The sequence below is a fragment of the Flavobacterium denitrificans DSM 15936 genome, from assembly GCF_000425445.1.
Taxonomy (GTDB): domain Bacteria; phylum Bacteroidota; class Bacteroidia; order Flavobacteriales; family Flavobacteriaceae; genus Flavobacterium; species Flavobacterium denitrificans.
The window spans coordinates 1-18,689 of record NZ_AUDL01000008.1 but is presented as its reverse complement, the minus strand read 5'-3'; the positions used below and the strand labels follow the sequence as shown (position 1 = coordinate 18,689).

Here is an 18,689-nt window from a genome sequence, read left to right as displayed (position 1 = left end):
ACTTATCTTTTAAATTACAATTTGATACTTTACTAACAATTAACTATGCCAATGATATAATATTTTTATATTTGCGGTTCGATTTAAAAACAAAATTCAAAAATCCATGGAATATTTAGATTTTGAGCTTCCAATTAAAGAACTTGAAGATCAGTTGCAAAAGTGTGTTGTAATTGGAAAAGAATCTGAGGTTGATGTAACAGCAACGTGCAAGGAAATCAACAAAAAATTAGTAGAAACTAAGAAAGAAATATATAAAAACCTTACGGCTTGGCAACGTGTACAATTGTCAAGGCATCCAAACAGACCTTATACTTTAGATTATATCAGAGCGATTTGCGGTGATACTTTTTTAGAACTTCATGGAGATAGAGGTTTTAAAGATGATAAAGCGATGGTTGGTGGTCTTGGTAAAATAAACGGACAATCGTTTATGATTATCGGACAGCAAAAAGGGTTTAATACAAAAACACGTCAGTACCGTAATTTCGGTATGGCAAATCCGGAAGGATACCGCAAAGCTTTGCGTTTGATGAAAATGGCAGAGAAATTTGGTATTCCAGTTCTTACTTTAGTCGATACTCCGGGTGCATATCCAGGACTTGAAGCTGAGGAAAGAGGTCAAGGAGAAGCGATTGCAAGAAACATTTTCGAAATGGTTCGTCTGCAAGTGCCAATTATCACAATTATTGTAGGCGAGGGTGCTTCTGGTGGCGCATTAGGAATTGGTGTTGGAGACAGAGTTTACATGTTAGAAAACACTTGGTATTCTGTAATTTCTCCAGAATCTTGTTCTTCAATTTTATGGAAAAGCTGGGAGTACAAAGAACGTGCTGCTGAAGCTTTGAAATTGACTTCTTCAGATATGAAAAAACAAAAATTAGTTGATGATGTTATTCCTGAACCACTTGGTGGAGCACACTATGATCGTGAAACTACTTTCAAAACTGTAGCGGAATATATCACTAAAGGTTATAATGAATTGAAAGACTTATCAACAGCCGACTTAATTGCCCAAAGAATGGACAAATACAGTAATATGGGCGAGTTTAAAGAATAATTTCATATAAATTGATTAAAAATCCGAAGCCCTGCGGTTTCGGATTTTTTTTTGGTTATCAACAAAAAAACTTATTTATAAACATCGTAATAGTTATAACTCACTGACAATTTTTTTTTAAATTTTGTTACTTTCGCTATATGGAAAATTTCAAAAATGTAAACCCTGTAAAGGTAGATAAAACCACTATTATTAATCTTGAAAAAGGAAAACTCCCTCCGCAAGTTATTGATCTTGAAGAGGCTGTTCTTGGTGCAATGATGATTGATAAAAAAGGGGTAGATGATGTAATTGATATTTTGCAGCCTGATGCATTTTATAAAGACGCACACAAGCATATTTTTGAAGCGATTTTACAGCTTTTTACCGAAACACAGCCAATCGATTTATTGACGGTTTCGACTCAATTAAAGAAAAATGGAAAGTTAGATGTTGCCGGAGGTGATTTTTATTTGATTCAGCTTACGCAGAAAATTGCGTCTTCTGCTCACATTGAATTTCACTCGCGTATTATTCTTCAAAAATTTATTCAAAGAAGTTTGATTAGAATTTCTTCTGAAATCATTGAAGAATCCTATGATGAAACGACAGATGTTTTCGATTTGCTGGATAAAGCCGAATCAAAATTATACGAAGTAACACAGGGAAATATCAAGCGTAGCTCTGAAACTGCGCAGAGTTTGGTTCTTCAAGCGAAAAAACGTATTGAGGAAATTGCAGGAAAAGAAGGTTTGAGTGGAATCGCAACTGGTTTTGAAAAACTGGATGAAGTAACTTCTGGATGGCAACCTTCGGATTTGATTATTATTGCGGCACGTCCGGGTATGGGTAAAACGGCTTTCGTACTTTCAATGGCGCGAAATGTTAGTATTCAGTTTGGACACGCAGTGGCAGTTTTCTCTCTTGAGATGGCATCAGTTCAGTTGATTACGAGGCTTATTTCTTCAGAAACTGGATTGTCTTCTGAAAAATTAAGAACAGGAAAATTAGAAAAACACGAGTGGGAGCAATTAAGTACTAAAGTAAAAGATTTAGAAAAGGCTCCATTATTTATTGATGATACGCCTTCGCTTTCAATTTTTGATTTACGTGCAAAATGCCGTCGTTTGGCATCGCAACACAACATCAAATTAATTATTATTGACTACTTGCAGTTAATGACTGCTGGGGGTAATGGTAAAGGAGGAGGAAACCGTGAGCAGGAGATTTCGACAATTTCTCGAAACTTAAAAGCATTAGCAAAAGAGCTAAACGTTCCTGTAATTGCACTTTCACAGTTGTCGCGTGCGGTTGAAACCCGTGGATCAAGTAAACGTCCTTTGCTTTCGGATCTTCGTGAATCTGGAGCGATCGAACAGGATGCTGATATTGTTTCGTTTATTTATCGTCCTGAATATTATAAAATTGAAGAATGGGATGATGATGAGGCATCGCCAACTGCTGGGCAAGCTGAGTTTATTATAGCCAAACACCGTAATGGTGGATTAGAAAATATTCGTCTGAAATTCTTAGGACATTTAGGTAAATTTGACAATCTTGAAGAATTTACGGGTGGATTTGATGATTTGCCTTCAAAAATGAATCATGACGACAATCCGTTTATTACTAAAAATCTACCGTCGGCCAATGAAGCTTTTGGAAGCAATTTGAATGATGATGATGACGACAGCGATGTGCCATTCTAAAATAATTTAAAAACCTTTTTATAAGGTTTTTTTTATGCCTAAATGTTAAATTAGTAAATTAAATTCATTAGATTAGCCAATCGATTGTTTAAACAATCGGATATTAACTTGTAACCAATAAACAAATTTATATTATGGCAAATCAACAATTACCTGAAAGAGACACTGACATAAGTTTAGAAGTAGCTCAAGAGTGGGTTGCAAAATGGAAAAAACAGACTGATGAGGAAACTGCAAAAAAACGTGTAAACTCGTTTTTAATTCCGAAAGTAAATCTAGAAAAAGTTTTGGCACAAGGAATTGATGCTGCGAGAGCTTATATTGGAATTAATGATCAAGGTTTGCAAACATTGATGATCGTTGGAACAACTTTTAATAAAGAAACAGGAATTTATGAAGATCAAATTCCTAACTATAAGGCATTAAGTAGCGGAGATGGCGCTGGTATTTATGACTTCTCAGAGCCAAGCCCACCAGCAACTGCTGATCCAAATAGCCCAATGAACCAGTAATAATATGCATTCATTTCTTATAAACTTCGGATACATCTTATTATTACTTAATTTCATTTTGTTTGCTATAAAATTCCCTGGAAAAAATATAGCTTATAAAATATTTACATTTTATCTCTTTGTTATTATATGTGTGCAGATTGGTGCAAAAATATGTTTGTTAAAACGTATACCTAATTTGTTTTTATCGCATGTGTATTTTATAGGGCAGTTTGCAATTTTAAGCCTTTTTTACTTAAAATTAGTAAGGGATCAATTTCAGCAAAAAGTAATTAAAATAGGTTTTGTATTGGTTCTATCAACCTTAATCATTCAATATGGTTTGAAACCTGAGATGTTTTTGAAATTTAATTTATATGAAATTTTTATTACTTCGTTCTTATTGATTATTTACTCTGTCTTTCATTTTTACAATATGCTTGATGATGTGAAGGAGTTTTATTTTATTAATATGGGGATTTTGTTGTATCTTTTTGCTAGTACGATTCTCTTTTTAATTGGAAATTTAACTGCAAAATTCAGCAAAGATCTTAGTATGATAACTTGGACATTAAACGCTTTTCTTGTGATAGTTAATAATTTGTTTTACTTATACGAATGGAAAATCAGCTATTATAAAAAAGCAATAACTAATTCTAATTGATTATTTTAAAAACAATGATAAAAAAAACAACTTTGTTTGGGTTTGCAGGTGCCGCATTTATTATGTTTTCCTGTCAAAAAGATAATTCACAAGATAATGGTTCTGCAGTTTCTGCGACAGAACAAGAGAATTGGCTTACTGCTAAGCTTGATGCAGGTTTCGCCAGCTCGCAAAAACAAGTTACCGCTTATTTGTTCTCAACAAGCGAACTTTCAAAATTAGTAGAAACTCCCAATGTAGAAAATGTGCAGTTTGTGTTGGGGTACAGCGAAAATATAGTGCAGTTTAAAGCGATTGGAGTTGATAAAACAGGAAAAGAGCTTGTAAGTGTTGATTCTAAAATACTAAAAGATCCTTCATATGATGATAAGTTGGCAAAGCTTCAAAATGGTGAAACCAGCAAAACTGACAAAGGATCTGCTCTTTTAAATGAACATTTGATATTATCTCAAGAGGCTTATGACGGAATTATAGCATGGCAGAATAAATTAAAAACGGTAACGGATTTAAACGAAGTAACTTCCTACGAAGGAGCACGTTTTCAACATTACAGTTTAGAAGCTGCTGTTGTGGCAGAAATGCTTAAAGGTCAAAATACCGAAAATATTGGTTTGTTTTTAGGCCTTAATGGAGTTGGGAAAGTGACGACTATTTTGGTAGAATTGGACAAAAACAATGCTATTAAGTCAAAAACATCTTTAACAGGCAAAACAATGGACAATCCTGACGATGTTTATGATGGAGCACGTCCTTCGCCTCCATTTTAAATTCTGGATTTTAAAAGAATATCACGGCTCTCTCAGAATTATTATTTTGAGAGAGTTTTATTTAAAATTAAATTTCATTGCTGAAAAACTAAATCTTTAAATAATATGACAACAAAAACAATCTCAGAATCCGAAATTGTTGCAACTGCAATATTTAGTTGTGTTTCTTTTTTATTGATGGGGCTTGTTTTGATTTTGTTTTTCTATTTCTCTAGAAAAAAAATTACTCAGAAAGAATTAGAAAAAAGAGATTTAGAAATTCAGTATCAAAAAGAACAATTACATGCGATTATTGTAACTCAGGAAGAGGAACGGAAACGAATTGCTCAGGATCTTCATGATGATATCAGTTCAAAGTTAAATATTGTTTCCTTGAATACTCATTTGTTGTCTGCTCCAAATTTGACTGAAGTTGAAACCAAGGAGATCACAGATAATATTATTAGTTTGACAACAAAAGCTTTAGAGAATTCCAGAAAAATTGCGCACAATTTATTGCCTCCAGTTTTTGAGAAATTCGGACTTAGCGCTGGTGTTGAAGAATTATGTGCAGAGTTTGAAAGCAGTAAATCAGTAAAAGTTTTTTATAATAACGAAATTGATTTTGATGAAAATGATATTGATAGACATTTGCATGTTTTCAGGATTCTTCAGGAATTTATGAATAATTCGCTTCGACACGGTAAAGCAAGTGAAATCAAAATTTCGTTCCTGAATAATAATGGAGTTTCAACCTGCAATTATGAAGATAATGGAATTGGTTTCGACAGTAAAAATTCGGAAAATCAAAAAGGTCTTGGGATGAAAAATATTGACAGCCGTATTTCTTTCCTAAATGGAACTATTCAAATTTCCTCAGAAATAAATAAAGGTTTCATTGCAAATTTTACATTTTAAGTTAAATTATTGTGTTAATTGTAGATTTAAAACGACATATTGGATTTCTTCGGTCAATGTTTGAGACATATTTTGTAAATTCGGCTTACCAAACGACCAAAAACAATAAATTAAAATGAATGCTGCTATTAAAATTGCTTTAGTTGATGACGAAGTTTTATTTCGAAAAGGAATTGCCTTTTTATTGCAGAGAGAAGAAAATATCGAAATTATTTTTGAAGCATCTAATGGCGAAGAACTTCTTGCTAGCTTAGAAGAAAACGAAATCAAACCGGATATTATTATCATGGATTTGAAAATGCCTGTCCTTAATGGTGTAGAAGCAACAAAAATTATTCGTAAATCTTACCCAGATATTAAAATAATAGCACTGACGAGCTATGACACCAAATCGTTTATTGCCAATATGATTCAAGTTGGTGCAGTGGCTTATCTTATAAAAAATACGACTCCAAAAGACTTAATTCTTACTATCAACGAAGTTGCAAAAAAAGGATTTTATTATAATGAGAGCGTCTTAAAAACAATTCAAGATACTATAGTTTCATCTAAAAATTCGAAAGTAAATCTTGAAACGAGTTTTCTTTCTCCTCGTGAAATCGAAATATTGCAACTTATTTGCCAGCAAAAAACAACTTCTGAAATTGCTGAACATCTTTTTTTGAGTCCGAGAACTGTCGAGGGGCACAGAAACAATTTGCTTCTTAAAACAGAGTCAAGAAATATAGCGGGATTAGTTGTGTATGCGATTCAAAATGAAATAGCAGTTTTGACACCGTAAATTTAGGCAGTCAGGAATTGAATTGACAAAACATAGTATAAAACTATTGTAAGAACAAGTACGCAAATTCCAATTTTTTGAATGACATTTAATCCTTTTGGCTGGTTATTACTTTCGTTAAATTTCATAATTTTGGTTTTCATTGATTTATTAGTCAATGATTTGGGTTATCAAATGTAGTTAGAAATTGTTTTTGTGATATACGTGTTTTTACCTGATTTTGTATGTAAGAATAAAAAGCAAAAATATTTTTAACTTTTCTTTCGGTTATAAAACAGCGACAACTTTAGTGTTTTTTAAATCCTTCCTTTATATCTTTACTAAAATATTTTTTTAATGAAGAAAAGTCTAGTTTACATCTTTATACTATTGCTTTCGTTTTCAGCAAAAGCTTCGTTTATTTTGCTTCCAATGGATGAAACAACGCAGCAAAATCACCTTAAAGCTTACGGAATTACCTATTGGTGCTTAAGTAGGGATTATAAGGCAAGCTGGCTTCTTAATTATAGAGGAGGATCGTTTTTATTGCCTGATGCCGAAGAGATCAGAAAAGAATGTAAAATTAGAGGTGTCAGCTTTGAAGTTTTGTCAGATAGTGAAGAAGCGGCTATTTTAAATGAAATTTCTAGTCCTTCTCAAAATATGGAATCGGTTGTTTTAGAAAAGGCACCAAAAATTGCAGTATATACGCCAAAAGGAAAACAACCTTGGGATGACGCAGTGACGCTAGTTTTGACATATGCAGAAATTCCTTTTACTCCAATATATGATGAAGAAGTTTTAAGCGATCAGCTATTGTTATATGATTGGCTTCACCTGCATCATGAGGATTTTACCGGTCAATATGGTAAATTTTATGCGGCATACAAAAACACACCTTGGTATATTGATCAGAAAAAGGACGCAGAGGCTTTGGCAACAAAATTAGGATATCCTAAAGTTTCTCAAGAAAAAGGTGCCGTTGCAAAAAAAATCAGAGATTTTGTAATCGGTGGTGGATTTATGTTTGCAATGTGCTCTGCAACAGATAGTTTTGATATTGCTCTAGCCGCTGATGGCGTCGATATTTGTGAAACTATGTTTGATGGCGACCCAAGTGATTCTAATTATCAGTCTAAGTTGGATTTTGGAAATTCTTTTGCTTTCAAAAATTTCACTTTAGAAAGAAGGCCAGAAGTTTATGAGTTTTCAGACATTGATATGACGTTAAGACGTAAAATCCCGATGGAAAAAGACTATTTTACTTTGATGGAGTTTTCAGCAAAATGGGACCCAATTCCGAGTATGTTGTGTCAAAATCATACACAATTGGTTAAAGGCTTCATGGGGCAGACTACTTCTTTTGACAGTGCATTAGTTAAATCAAATGTATTGGTTATGGGAACTTGCGAGCTAAATGGTGAATCCAGATATATTCACGGTGAAAAAGGAAAAGGAATGTTTACTTTTTTTGGGGGTCATGATCCGGAAGATTTTCAGCATCAAGTTGGAGACCCGCCAACGGTTTTAGATTTACATCCAAATTCTCCTGGTTACCGATTAATTCTCAATAATGTTTTATTCCCGGCAGCAAGAAAGAAAAAGCTTAAAACATAATTTAGTTTAATGAAAATTCCATCCAAATAGGAAGATGATCAGATATTTTTCGGGCTTCTGATATTGAATTGAATTTAGTATAAAACGAAATTACTCCTGAATTTATATACTTTAGACTGGCATTTTTGTAAAAAATATTGTCAAATTCTGATGCAAGGCATACGTTATTTTTGCATTTCTGTTTCAAAGTTGTTTTCTGTTTTTGCAAAATAGGAACATAGCCCATCTTCTTTAAAGGATAAAAAACAGTATGTGATTGCGGACAATTGAAATCGCCCGCAAAAATCAAATTCAAAGTTGGATAAGAAAGTGGTAAAAATTTGAAATATTTAATTTCAGTTTCGGGATTTCTGTTTTTAGTAATAGCGTGAAAATTACTTATTGTAATTGTTTTTTTGCCAATTTCAAATGTGGCAAAATAGGGTTCACGATCAATTTCTATATTGTATTTTTTTTCAAGCCAAGGTTTGCCCTTCAACTTCGCCTTATTTGTTTTCCAGATAAAAGCATAACGTTCTGCTTTATAACTGCTGCTGCTTGTTGGGTCACTAACGGTATAGTCCCATTTTGCTCCCTTTTCATTTAGAGCTGCAGTAAGTTTTGCAACAGCTTGCGCACCTCCATAGCCAGCAACAACTTCCTGAATGGCAATAATTTCATAGTTGACAATTATTGAGGCAATAAAATTAATTTCGGATTCTGATTTTGATTTCCCGTAATTCTCTAAATTCCAGGATAGAATTTTGGTTTGAGAAAAGGAAAAAAGAGTAAAAAAAGAAAGAACAATGCTTAAAGTAATTTTCATTTGATGTTTAAAAATTCAAATATAAGCATTCAAAAATTTGACTGTTATATTTTTAATTTTTTTTATATCTGTTTTTAAGAGCATTCGAAATAATGATAATTTGTAAAACTAACAATGCCGGAATAAAAACCAATTTCCATTCAATTTCAAAACCTCCAGTTTTTTCTGAAACAAAAGCAAAACTTATTGATAAAAAGATGCAAAGGATCATTGTTTTCATAATAATCTTATTTTTAGTTGTATTAATTTTTGCTAAAAAATTAATGCGGTATTTGGGTTTCATTGGTCAGTTAATAGGATTAGTACACAAATTTAGAAGTATAAAAGAGCATTTCATTACGGAAATCCGTAAAGCAAATGTTAATTTTATACCAATCCGAAATCTTTAGCAATAGCAATTAAATGAACATTATTGTTAGCTTTGAAATATATTTTTAATTTATTGATTCGCTTTTCGATGCTACTTGTTCCGTTTGGAGTAATAGACATAGCTTTAAATTCATTCGAAATATGCTCTAAAATGTAGCCTTTTGCTAAGAGCGATAAAATCGAAATGTCATACGATTCGATTTCAATCAAGGATTTGTCACTAAAACTAAAAGACAAATCAGATGAAAGTATTTTTTCTTCGTTTCTATAAACTTTCTCGATAGCTTTTCTTAATTCTTCAATGCTGTTTCTGCCTTTAGAAACATATGCATGAATACCTAAATCATTAAAAAGGGTTTTGATTCGAAATGATTTGTCTTCTATTGAAAAAACGATTTTTTTCAATTTTGGCTGCACATTATTAATTGCGCCAATAAGATCCTCGCCGCTGTTAAGCTGGTTTTTTCGATAATCTGATTTGAAAGATAAATCACTGATTAGTAAATCATATGGAGCATTATCAGAAATCGCTTTTTTTACTTTTAACAAACCATCATCACAATATTTTACATGATCGATTATAGGAACTTTTAAGTCTTCAAGTACTTGAATTACAGCTATGCTTATGCTGTCTAAATCTTCGGCAACTAAAACTTTTTTGAACATATAGTTTTTCTTTAAATGGGAAAAGTGAAACTTAATTTAAAACCTTTGTCAGAATTTTTATCAAAAGTAATAGTTCCTTTTATAGTTTTTATACGGTTTTCCACATTTTGGAGACCATTTTTTAAAATTAAGGGATTATTTTTTGTTCCAATCCCATTGTCCACATATGAAGCAGTTAAAATATTGTTAGATATTTTCAATGTAACACTTACCAAGCTTGCTTCGCTATGTTTTTTCATATTTAGAAATAATTCTTGCATCACCCGGTAAAGAATTATTTTTTTGTTTTTTTCGATTTGATTCCATCGAACAGTGTCAAAACCTTGCAATAAAATATTCACTTTTTGGGTTTTGTATCCTGAAATCATTTCTTTTAGTTCGGAAATATAATTTTCATCAGTGGTTATTAAGCTATTTTCTTTAGAAATATTTCTTGCTTTTGAATATATTTCTTCGAGATTATTTAATAATTGATTCTTATTCTGGCTTAATTCCAAATCTTCCTTTTGTACCAAAGCTATAGTGTGATACAAATCGTTGGCAAGTTCAGCATCTAATTTTCTAGAAATTCTGGCCTCACTAATATAAATTGCGTCTTTTTTTTCTTTTTTGCCTTTTTTGGAAAGATGAAAGAATAAAAACAGGAATGCCGAGAGAGCAAATACTATAGAAATATATAAAATGATATTTCGGTTTTTTTGCCTTTCTATTTGTAACTCTTTTTCCGCTTTTTGAGTTTTCAGCTCTAAGTTTTCTTCCCTGTCTTTCTTGGAATTGTATATAGCATCAGCAAATTGATTTTTTGCTTTTTTTCTGCTGACAATGAGACTGTCGACTTTTTTGATGTAAACTTTCCAGTGTTTTCTAGAGTTTTCGGCATTATCAGCTTCAATAAGTTGGGCCAACATATTAATTTCATATGACGCAGCTTTTGCTCTTTTTGCGCAATAGTAAGCTTTTTCGGCATTAATTTTCTTCAGTTCTGGATTGTTGTACTTTTTATAGTATTTATAAAAAGCATGATAGTTGCCAATGAGTTCGTAATCATCATTTAATGTAAGTGTTAATTTCAGGCTTTCATCAAAACATTTAAATGCTTCTTCTTTATGATTTCCGTGATATAAATAGGAAAGGCCTAAATTATATAATATAGCTGCACGCAGAGGGGTTGTATTTGAGGGAGTTATTTTGTCCGCAATCTTATATCTAACTCTAGCTATTGGCTCTAATAAATTTATTGCCTCTTGATATCTTTCCTGATGCATATATACAAAAGCAATTTCAGATAATATTCTTGATTTCCTAAATGTAGAAACTGCTTTTTTTAGTGCTTTTTTATGATAATATAATGCCTTTTCATAATCATACGTATATAAGTAGTTATAGGCCATGAATGTATAGGCGTTCACCGCATATTTTGTATTGGTTGTTTTTTCTAAGTAAGGAAATGCTTTTATAAGAGTAGCTTCAGCTTCATAGTAATTTCCATATCGTTGCAGGATTTCTACCATGTTGTTTAGTGATCCACAATAATAATCTGCATAATCTGCTTTGGGCTCACACAATAATTGTGTTTTATTGAAATAAAAAAGTGCACTATCATTCTTGTCAGAATCCCAAAAAGCATAAGCTTTTTTCTGCATTTGTTTTATTTCGGCTGAACGATCTTTTTTGACATGTTGTATTTGTCGCTCTTTTGCTTCAGAAAATTGGGTAAAAAAACTAAATGCCAAAACTGTAATAAAGATTGGCAAACAGAGAAAAATATAGTTTTTTTTAAAAAAATGGAATAAGTTCTTCTTTGTCATAATGGAAGTTTAATTAGAACTTTAAAACCTTTTCCTAAATCAGAGTTAATATCAATTTCACCATGTATTTTGTGAATCGTATTCTCCATGTTGTGCAGACCGTTTTTTAAAATCATTTTGGAAGAATCAACTCCTTTTCCATTGTCCGTATAAATGATTATAAGAGTATTGTCTTTTTCTTTAAAAGTTATTCCAACTAAACTGGCCTCACTGTGTTTTTTCATGTTTACAAGTAATTCCTGTATGGCTCTGTAAACTGATATTTTTTTAATTTTATCGATTTTATCCCATGGAATTGTGTCTAAACCATTAAGCAACAGATTTACGTTAGATGTATTGAATTTTGAAATCATCTCTTTAAGCTGACTAGTATAATTTTGATTGCTTAAAATTGGATTGTTTTCCTTCGAAATATTCCTTGTTCGAGAATAAATATCATTAAGTTTCGTTAGTAAATGATTTTTATTTTCTTCGCTAGAAAGATTTCTGTTTTCAACAAATGCTAGAGTATGGTATACATCATTTGCTAATTCGTCATGAAGTTTTTTTGAAATTCGAGTTTCGCTCTTATATGTCGCTTCTATTTTTTGACGATTCATTCGAGCGGTTAAATAAAAATAAATTATAGTAATTAAGCACAATGTTAATATGATAATAATATAAGAGATAATGTTTCTACGTTCCTGTTTTTCTAATTGAAGTTCGTTTTTGATTTTTTGAGCTTTTAGTTTTAAGTTTTCCTCTTTTTCTGTTCTGGAATCATATTTCATTTTTGCAAATTGATTTTTAGCTTTTTGCCTAATTTCATAAATGCTATCAATCATTTTTATATATAGAAGAGCCTTTTCTTTTTGCTCTTTAGCCGAACCAGTATTTTCGATAATGAATTTTAAGGCAAGTAAGCGATCATCAATATTGCCGGATAGCGTGTAATTCGCGTAGCTTAATTTGGCATATTTCATTGATAGAGCCTTATTGTTCTTATAGTATTCCGTAAGATTATAATAGGTTTTGCCCAAACCATCTTCGTCTTTTGCTTGTGACTTTATTTGAATACTCTTTTCAAAAAAACTCAAGGCTTTAGGATTCTGGAGTTTGAAATAACAATAACCAATATAATTGAGTATTTTTGAATAGTAGGTTGGTTTTTGCTGAAGAAATTTCTCTTTGCTTATTGAAAGAAAAATCTGAAGAGCGTCATTGTACTTGTGCTGTTTTATATAAATTGTTGCTATATTATTTTTTGCTTCAAGTATGTTGATTCTGTCAACTTTTAAAATAAATGCTTTTGAGTAATAGGAAATGGCATTTGGATAATCGTAAATGTAATAATAGTTTCTTCCCAAAACACTATAGATATTCCAAACGTCATTTGGATCTTTAATTTTATTTAAATAAGGAATTGTTTCTGTTGCGGTCTTAGTGCTTCCAATAAAATCTTCATGATCTTGTTGAATTTCGGCCATATAATACATGCAATAAACGTAGGTCTTGGCATCTTCATTAGGATCGCATTTTGTTCTCGCTTTATTGTAAAAATAAAATGCACTATCTAACTGTTTATTCTTATAGAATGAATCAGCTGCATTTATTATTTTTTTTATTTTGACCTTGTTATTTGTAATTTCCTCTGCAAAATATTTTTTCTTTTGACAGGCAAAAAAGACTGTGAAAATGAGAATTATATAGAGAGGAAATTGTGTTTTTTTTGAAACCATGCGCCAAAAATATAAAAATATATTTCTTACAACCACGTATAAATACGGTATTTTGTTTTTGATGAAAAAAAATAAATTTCGGAATCTCATTTACAGGTATATACAAGCAGACCCTCGCATAGGAGGGTCTGTAGACGTGAAATTTGTTGTAAAATTTATCTTTCTAAAATTATTCTGCTCTCATTCCAGTTGCAATTCCTATTCTGTTCCAAGCATTAATTGTGATGATTGCCAAAATGATTTCAGCAAGGTATTTTTCATCAAATAATTGGGCTGCATTTTGATAAACTTCTTCAGAAACGTGATTGCTTATTAAAGTGATTTCTTCAGTTAATGCTAATATTGCTTTTTCTTCGTCAGAGTAAAAGTCAGCTTCACGCCATGCGCTTAATAAATAAATTCGTTCTTCGGTAACACCATATTTTCTAGCATCTGCAGTGTGCATTTTGATACAATACGCACATCCATTTATTTGTGAAGCACGAATTTTAATTAGTTCTTTATGTACTGGAGTTAAAGATGTAGAAGCAATGTATTTTTCTAATCCTAACATGGCATTATAAGCTTCTGGGGCAACTTGTGGGATAACGATTCTTGATTTCATTTTTATATGTTTTAAAAGTTCATTACAAAGGTCAGTAATGTATGTTTTTAAAAACTTGAACTACTTCAAGAAATTCAATTTAGACTTTTCCTGCTCTGATTTTACTCATAAATTCTGCAGAAAAATCCAAATAGGAGGCAAGCATGTATTGTGGAACACGCTGAACAAATTCTGGAAAGTTGTCATTAAAGTGATGATATCGTTCTTCGGCCGACATGGTAAACAAGAATTTGATTCGCATTTGCATTGCCCCGAAGCTTTTTTGAGTAACGATTCTAAAATACCTTTCAAGATTTGGAATTTCAATGAGTAGCGACTCTAAAACAGTTTTATCAAGTGCAATAACTTCTGAGTTTTCTACCGCCTGCAAATAAAAACTAGAAGGGATGTGATTATGGTAGCTCAAATAATCAGTAATCCACCAATTTTCGATGCCAAATTGTAATGTTTGTTCAGTTCCTTTATGATTGATGATGTATTGTCTCATGCAGCCTTTGACAACAAAATACATGATGTTGCAAACTTGACCTTCCTTCAATACATGTTCTTTCTTTTTTATTGTAGAGAGTTCAAGGCAAGATTCTAATTTGTCAATTTCAGAAGGTTCTAAAGTGATAAATTTTTCAATATGATCAAGAAGCGCTTTGTACATGAGATTGTGTTGTTTTATACAAAGTTACTTTTTAAATTTTGTTTCTTAGAAGAGAGCATTTGAAAGTTTTAAAAACAAAAATGCCATTCGAATAAACGAATGGCTTTTATATAATAAGTAAGTAATCTTAAATTGAGTTTATAAAACGTTTTATTTTACTTTATTAAGAATAGCTTTGAAAGCTTCTGGGTGGTTCATAGCTAAATCTGCAAGAACTTTACGGTTCAATTCGATTCCGTTAGCTTTAACTTTCCCCATGAATTGAGAATAAGACATTCCTTCTAATCTAGCTCCAGCGTTGATACGTTGAATCCATAATGAACGGAAATTTCTTTTGTTTTGTTTTCTATCGCGGTAAGCGTAGCTCATCGCTTTCTCTACTGCATTCTTAGCAACTGTCCAAACGTTTTTACGTCTTCCAAAGAAACCTTTGGCTTGCTTCATTATTTTTTTTCTTCTTGCTCTTTTAGCAACTGAATTTACCGATCTTGGCATAATTTTAATGTGTTTTTGTAGCAGGCGTCCTGAATTGAATCAAAGGAACTTAAAAGCCATACTCCAAGGTTATATAAATAATTTTTTAACCTAAAGAATTTTTTAGTCAAAGGTTTAAAAGTCAAATGTCAAAAGTCAGTTAATAGACTTTCAGACTTTACAACTTTTTACTTTCGACTTATTAGATAATTCTTAATTGTTGTTTGATGCTTTTCATATCTGTTTGGTGAACTAGCGCTGAGTGTGTCAAAGCTAATTTACGTTTTTTAGATTTTTTAGTCAAGATGTGACTTTTAAAAGCATGCTTTCTTTTAATCTTTCCAGAGCCAGTAACTTTAAAACGTTTCTTAGCGCTAGATTTTGTTTTCATTTTAGGCATTTTTCCTAGTGTTTTAATTTATTCTTACTTACTTATTTTTTTAGTTATCAGTCTCAGTTTTCAGTTCACAGTGTGAAAACTGAAAACTGAGACTGCAAACTGTTTTACTTTTTCTTTTTCGGAGCAATGAACATAATCATTCTTTTTCCTTCCAAAATAGGCATAGCTTCAACTTTACCATGTTCTTCTAGATCTTGAGCAAGACGTAATAATAAAATCTGACCTTGATCTTTATAAATGATAGAACGGCCTTTAAAGAATACGAAAGCTTTTAGTTTGGCTCCTTCTTTCAAGAATTTCTCAGCATTCTTTCTTTTGAATTCATAATCGTGCTCGTCAGTTTGAGGACCAAATCGAATTTCTTTAACAACAACTTGAGAAGATTTCGCTTTTAAAGCTTTGTCTCTTTTCTTTTGTTCATAAACAAATTTCTTGTAATCCATAATTTTACAAACTGGCGGTTCAGCATTTGGTGAAATTTCAACCAAATCCAATTCAAATTGATCTGCCAATCGTAAAGCGTCAGCAAGCTTGAAAACACCTGGTTCGATGTTTTCACCTACTAGTCTTACTTCTTGTACACCACGAATATTATTGTTTATTCTGTGTGCATCTTTTTTTTCTACTCGAGGTTGAAAACCTCTGTTGCTTCTTATTGCTATGACTTTCTAATTTAAGTTAAACTGTAAAAACTTTTAATGTCTTTTTTATTTCTTCGTCTACAATCGCAGCAAATTCTTCGATTGAAACTGTGATATTACCTTTTCCTTCTTGTCCGTGGCGACGAATAGAAATAGTACCGTTTTTCTCTTCTTCTTCGCCTACAATCAGCATAAATGGGATTTTCTGCATTTCTGCATCTCTAATTTTCTTGCCAATTGTTTCGTTTCGGTTGTCAATTAGGGCGCGAATTTCGTGATTTTCTAGCAATTCTAAAACTTTTTTAGCATAATTTTCGTATTTCTCGCTCAAAGACAAGATTATAGCCTGCTCAGGCATTAGCCAAAGTGGGAAATTTCCTGCTGTGTGCTCAAGTAAAATTGCTATAAAACGTTCCATAGATCCAAAAGGAGCTCTGTGAATCATTACAGGGCGATGTAATTCATTATCAGTGCCTTTGTAAGTCAAGTCAAAACGCTCAGGCAAGTTGTAGTCTACCTGAATTGTTCCCAATTGCCATTGTCTTCCCAAAGCATCTTTTACCATGAAATCCAGTTTCGGACCGTAGAATGCTGCTTCGCCATATTCTACAACAGTATTAAGGCCCTTGTCTTTTGCGGCGTTGATAATAGCGTTCTCTGCTTTTTCCCAATTTTCATCAGTACCGATGTATTTTTCTCTGTTCTCTTGATCTCTCAATGAAATTTGAGCTGTAAAGTTTTCAAAACCTAACGAACCAAATACATATAATACGAGGTCAATTACTTTTTTGAATTCTTCATCCAATTGCTCTGGAGTACAAAAAATATGCGCATCATCCTGAGTAAATCCTCTTACACGAGTTAAGCCATGTAATTCGCCAGATTGCTCATATCTATATACAGTGCCAAATTCAGCATAACGCTTAGGTAGATCTTTGTATGACCATGGTCTTACATTGTAGATCTCACAGTGGTGAGGGCAGTTCATTGGTTTCAATAAAAACTCTTCACCTTCTGCTGGAGTATGAATTGGCTGAAAACTATCAGCGCCATATTTAGCATAGTGACCAGAAGTAACATAAAGTTCCTTTTGACCAATATGTGGGCTTACAACTTGTTCGTAACCTGCTTTCTTTTGAGCTCTCTTCAAAAATTGCTCTAAACGCTCTCTTAACGCAGCGCCTTTTGGCAACCATAAAGGTAAGCCTTGACCAACTTTTTGTGAGAAAGCAAAAAGCTCAAGTTCTTTTCCTAATTTACGGTGATCACGACGTTTCGCCTCTTCAAGAAGTTCAAGGTATTCAGTCAAATCTTTTTGTTTAGGGAAAGAAGTTCCATAAACACGAGTTAACTGCTTGTTTTTTTCGTCACCTCTCCAGTAAGCGCCAGCAACACTCATGATTTTTACAGCTTTGATGATTCCGGTATTAGGAATATGTCCTCCACGACATAAATCAGTAAAAGTGGCATGATCGCAAAAAGTAATAGTTCCGTCTTCAAGGTTAGAAATCAATTCTGTTTTGTAAACGTTGTCTTTGTACATTTCTAAAGCTTCGGCTTTACTTACCGGACGCATTTTGAAATCATACTTTCCTCTTGAAATTTCTAAGATACGATCTTCGATCTTTTTAAAATCAGCTTCAGAAATCTTTTGGTCTTCAAAATCTACATCATAATAGAAACCATTAGCAATTGCAGGTCCAAGAGTTAATTTGATTCCAGGGTACAATTCCTCAAGAGCTTGAGCCATTACGTGAGAAGTCGAATGCCAAAAAGCTTTTTTTCCTTCAACATCATTCCAAGTATATAATATAAGATTACCATCGGTCGTTAATGGAGTCTCGGTTTCAATAGTTGTACCATTAAAAGATGCAGAAATAACATTTCTTGCAAAACCTTCGCTAATGTTTTTAGCGACCTCCATTGGAGTTACGCCTTGAGCGAACTCTCTAATTGACCCATCGGGTAAAGTAATCTTGATCATTGTTTATAATTTTGTGAATGCAAATATACATGATTACAAAAATACATACAATATATATATGTATAAGATTGCTTTATTATGTATGAACCTAAACATACTATATATAAGTAGTGATTTCATTTCAACAACCCGACAGATTTCAAAACCTGCCAGGTTTGTTTTTTTTTTATACATATATATAAGCAGGGAAGGTATACTATAATATATAAGAGTAAAAGATAATATGTCAGGCAGAGCGAAGTCGAAACCCTTTTAAGTTTAGAATTTTAATAAGGAGCTTGATCCCGCTATACGCTTCAATCTTTTGTGCCTCCCGATAGCTATCGGGACCGGCACAAAAGGATTTCCTCCCGATGCCTCGGGACTATCGGGGCTATGGCACCTGTTTCCAGAAGAAAATATCAGGAAATAACGAAATCAGAGAAGAGAAACCAGGCTCCCGGGGAATAAAAAGGGCAGAAGAGAGTCTTGTAGAGGAAAAAACTTTGCGCCTTTGCGCCTCTGCGAGACTGAAAACAGCCGAAAAGCAGATTCCAAAGCTTGATTTCTTGGCAGGAAAGAACGCTGAAGGCTGAAAATTCAATAAAAAGCATAAAGGAAAAAAGGCAAAACTATGAAAACCGCACC

Annotated in this window: 19 protein-coding genes; 7 read left to right on the top strand and 12 right to left on the bottom strand. The window is 32.5% G+C overall.

What is annotated here, in order from left to right:
* Positions 1-106 precede the first annotated feature (106 nt).
* From H600_RS0103635 to H600_RS0103595, 7 genes are all read left to right on the top strand, one after another.
* Positions 107-1,060, top strand: coding sequence for an acetyl-CoA carboxylase carboxyltransferase subunit alpha (locus tag H600_RS0103635; RefSeq protein WP_026727518.1), 954 nt, complete (start codon positions 107-109; stop codon positions 1,058-1,060).
* 140 nt (positions 1,061-1,200) lie between these two features.
* Positions 1,201-2,745 (top strand): replicative DNA helicase, encoded by a 1,545-nt coding sequence (gene dnaB / locus H600_RS0103630; RefSeq protein ID WP_026727517.1) that lies wholly within the window; start codon positions 1,201-1,203, stop codon positions 2,743-2,745.
* 134 nt (positions 2,746-2,879) lie between these two features.
* Positions 2,880-3,257, top strand: coding sequence for a hypothetical protein (locus tag H600_RS22470; protein ID WP_051234359.1), 378 nt, complete (start codon positions 2,880-2,882; stop codon positions 3,255-3,257).
* Positions 3,258-3,914: 657 nt separating this feature from the next.
* Positions 3,915-4,667, top strand: a complete 753-nt coding sequence (locus H600_RS0103615) for a hypothetical protein (protein ID WP_026727515.1) — start codon at positions 3,915-3,917, stop codon at positions 4,665-4,667.
* Positions 4,668-4,772: 105 nt separating this feature from the next.
* Positions 4,773-5,564, top strand: a complete 792-nt coding sequence (locus H600_RS0103610; RefSeq protein ID WP_026727514.1) for a sensor histidine kinase — start codon at positions 4,773-4,775, stop codon at positions 5,562-5,564.
* A gap of 115 nt (positions 5,565-5,679) precedes the next feature.
* The gene (locus H600_RS0103605; RefSeq protein ID WP_026727513.1) at positions 5,680-6,345 is read left to right on the top strand and encodes a response regulator transcription factor; all 666 of its coding nucleotides are present in this window, start codon (positions 5,680-5,682) and stop codon (positions 6,343-6,345) included.
* Positions 6,346-6,681: 336 nt separating this feature from the next.
* On the top strand, positions 6,682-7,941 hold the full coding sequence (locus H600_RS0103595; protein ID WP_026727512.1) for a hypothetical protein: 1,260 nt from the start codon (positions 6,682-6,684) through the stop codon (positions 7,939-7,941).
* A 1-nt stretch (position 7,942) separates the two neighbouring features.
* Here the strand turns inward: H600_RS0103595 and H600_RS0103590 are convergent, their stop codons facing one another.
* The 12 genes from H600_RS0103590 to H600_RS23095 all read right to left on the bottom strand — a co-directional run.
* Positions 7,943-8,746, bottom strand: a complete 804-nt coding sequence (locus H600_RS0103590; protein WP_026727511.1) for an endonuclease/exonuclease/phosphatase family protein — start codon at positions 8,744-8,746, stop codon at positions 7,943-7,945.
* Positions 8,747-8,798: 52 nt separating this feature from the next.
* A complete protein-coding gene (locus tag H600_RS0103585; protein WP_157509872.1) occupies positions 8,799-8,966 on the bottom strand; it encodes a hypothetical protein in 168 nt (55 codons plus the stop codon).
* Positions 8,967-9,112: 146 nt separating this feature from the next.
* On the bottom strand, positions 9,113-9,781 hold the full coding sequence (locus H600_RS0103580) for a DNA-binding transcriptional response regulator (RefSeq protein WP_026727509.1): 669 nt from the start codon (positions 9,779-9,781) through the stop codon (positions 9,113-9,115).
* A gap of 11 nt (positions 9,782-9,792) precedes the next feature.
* The gene (locus tag H600_RS21800) at positions 9,793-11,589 is read right to left on the bottom strand and encodes a tetratricopeptide repeat-containing sensor histidine kinase (protein ID WP_051234357.1); all 1,797 of its coding nucleotides are present in this window, start codon (positions 11,587-11,589) and stop codon (positions 9,793-9,795) included.
* Complete coding sequence (locus H600_RS0103570) at positions 11,586-13,055, bottom strand: tetratricopeptide repeat-containing sensor histidine kinase (RefSeq protein WP_245176534.1); 1,470 nt, start codon at positions 13,053-13,055, stop codon at positions 11,586-11,588. The genes H600_RS21800 and H600_RS0103570 overlap by 4 nt, the downstream gene beginning before the upstream one ends.
* Positions 13,056-13,476: 421 nt before the next feature.
* On the bottom strand, positions 13,477-13,911 hold the full coding sequence (locus H600_RS0103565) for a carboxymuconolactone decarboxylase family protein (protein WP_026727507.1): 435 nt from the start codon (positions 13,909-13,911) through the stop codon (positions 13,477-13,479).
* Between the two features lie 79 nt (positions 13,912-13,990).
* Positions 13,991-14,563, bottom strand: a complete 573-nt coding sequence (locus tag H600_RS0103560) for a Crp/Fnr family transcriptional regulator (RefSeq protein WP_026727506.1) — start codon at positions 14,561-14,563, stop codon at positions 13,991-13,993.
* 150 nt (positions 14,564-14,713) lie between these two features.
* Positions 14,714-15,058, bottom strand: coding sequence for a 50S ribosomal protein L20 (rplT, locus tag H600_RS0103555; protein WP_008464948.1), 345 nt, complete (start codon positions 15,056-15,058; stop codon positions 14,714-14,716).
* 181 nt (positions 15,059-15,239) lie between these two features.
* A complete protein-coding gene (gene rpmI / locus H600_RS0103550) occupies positions 15,240-15,437 on the bottom strand; it encodes a 50S ribosomal protein L35 (protein ID WP_026727505.1) in 198 nt (65 codons plus the stop codon).
* Between the two features lie 104 nt (positions 15,438-15,541).
* Entirely contained in the window at positions 15,542-16,093 is a 552-nt protein-coding gene (infC, locus tag H600_RS0103545; protein ID WP_084157344.1) for a translation initiation factor IF-3, read from the bottom strand.
* 22 nt (positions 16,094-16,115) lie between these two features.
* Complete coding sequence (gene thrS, locus H600_RS0103540; protein WP_026727503.1) at positions 16,116-18,062, bottom strand: threonine--tRNA ligase; 1,947 nt, start codon at positions 18,060-18,062, stop codon at positions 16,116-16,118.
* Between the two features lie 373 nt (positions 18,063-18,435).
* A partial coding sequence (locus H600_RS23095; protein WP_209320113.1) for a hypothetical protein occupies positions 18,436-18,689 on the bottom strand: 254 nt, incomplete at its 5' end.

Excerpts from the sequence above, each read along its gene's own strand:
- H600_RS0103635 (WP_026727518.1), top strand. The coding sequence starts at position 107 with ATGGAATATTTAGATTTTGAGCTTCCAATTAAAGAACTTGAAGATCAG.
- dnaB (WP_026727517.1), top strand. The coding sequence starts at position 1,201 with ATGGAAAATTTCAAAAATGTAAACCCTGTAAAGGTAGATAAAACCACT.
- H600_RS22470 (WP_051234359.1), top strand. The coding sequence starts at position 2,880 with ATGGCAAATCAACAATTACCTGAAAGAGACACTGACATAAGTTTAGAA.
- H600_RS0103615 (WP_026727515.1), top strand. The coding sequence starts at position 3,915 with ATGATAAAAAAAACAACTTTGTTTGGGTTTGCAGGTGCCGCATTTATT.
- H600_RS0103610 (WP_026727514.1), top strand. The coding sequence starts at position 4,773 with ATGACAACAAAAACAATCTCAGAATCCGAAATTGTTGCAACTGCAATA.
- H600_RS0103605 (WP_026727513.1), top strand. The coding sequence starts at position 5,680 with ATGAATGCTGCTATTAAAATTGCTTTAGTTGATGACGAAGTTTTATTT.
- H600_RS0103595 (WP_026727512.1), top strand. The coding sequence starts at position 6,682 with ATGAAGAAAAGTCTAGTTTACATCTTTATACTATTGCTTTCGTTTTCA.
- H600_RS0103590 (WP_026727511.1), bottom strand. The coding sequence starts at position 8,746 with ATGAAAATTACTTTAAGCATTGTTCTTTCTTTTTTTACTCTTTTTTCC.
- H600_RS0103585 (WP_157509872.1), bottom strand. The coding sequence starts at position 8,966 with ATGAAAACAATGATCCTTTGCATCTTTTTATCAATAAGTTTTGCTTTT.
- H600_RS0103580 (WP_026727509.1), bottom strand. The coding sequence starts at position 9,781 with ATGTTCAAAAAAGTTTTAGTTGCCGAAGATTTAGACAGCATAAGCATA.
- H600_RS21800 (WP_051234357.1), bottom strand. The coding sequence starts at position 11,589 with ATGACAAAGAAGAACTTATTCCATTTTTTTAAAAAAAACTATATTTTT.
- H600_RS0103570 (WP_245176534.1), bottom strand. The coding sequence starts at position 13,055 with ATGGCCGAAATTCAACAAGATCATGAAGATTTTATTGGAAGCACTAAG.
- H600_RS0103565 (WP_026727507.1), bottom strand. The coding sequence starts at position 13,911 with ATGAAATCAAGAATCGTTATCCCACAAGTTGCCCCAGAAGCTTATAAT.
- H600_RS0103560 (WP_026727506.1), bottom strand. The coding sequence starts at position 14,563 with ATGTACAAAGCGCTTCTTGATCATATTGAAAAATTTATCACTTTAGAA.
- rplT (WP_008464948.1), bottom strand. The coding sequence starts at position 15,058 with ATGCCAAGATCGGTAAATTCAGTTGCTAAAAGAGCAAGAAGAAAAAAA.
- rpmI (WP_026727505.1), bottom strand. The coding sequence starts at position 15,437 with ATGCCTAAAATGAAAACAAAATCTAGCGCTAAGAAACGTTTTAAAGTT.
- thrS (WP_026727503.1), bottom strand. The coding sequence starts at position 18,062 with ATGATCAAGATTACTTTACCCGATGGGTCAATTAGAGAGTTCGCTCAA.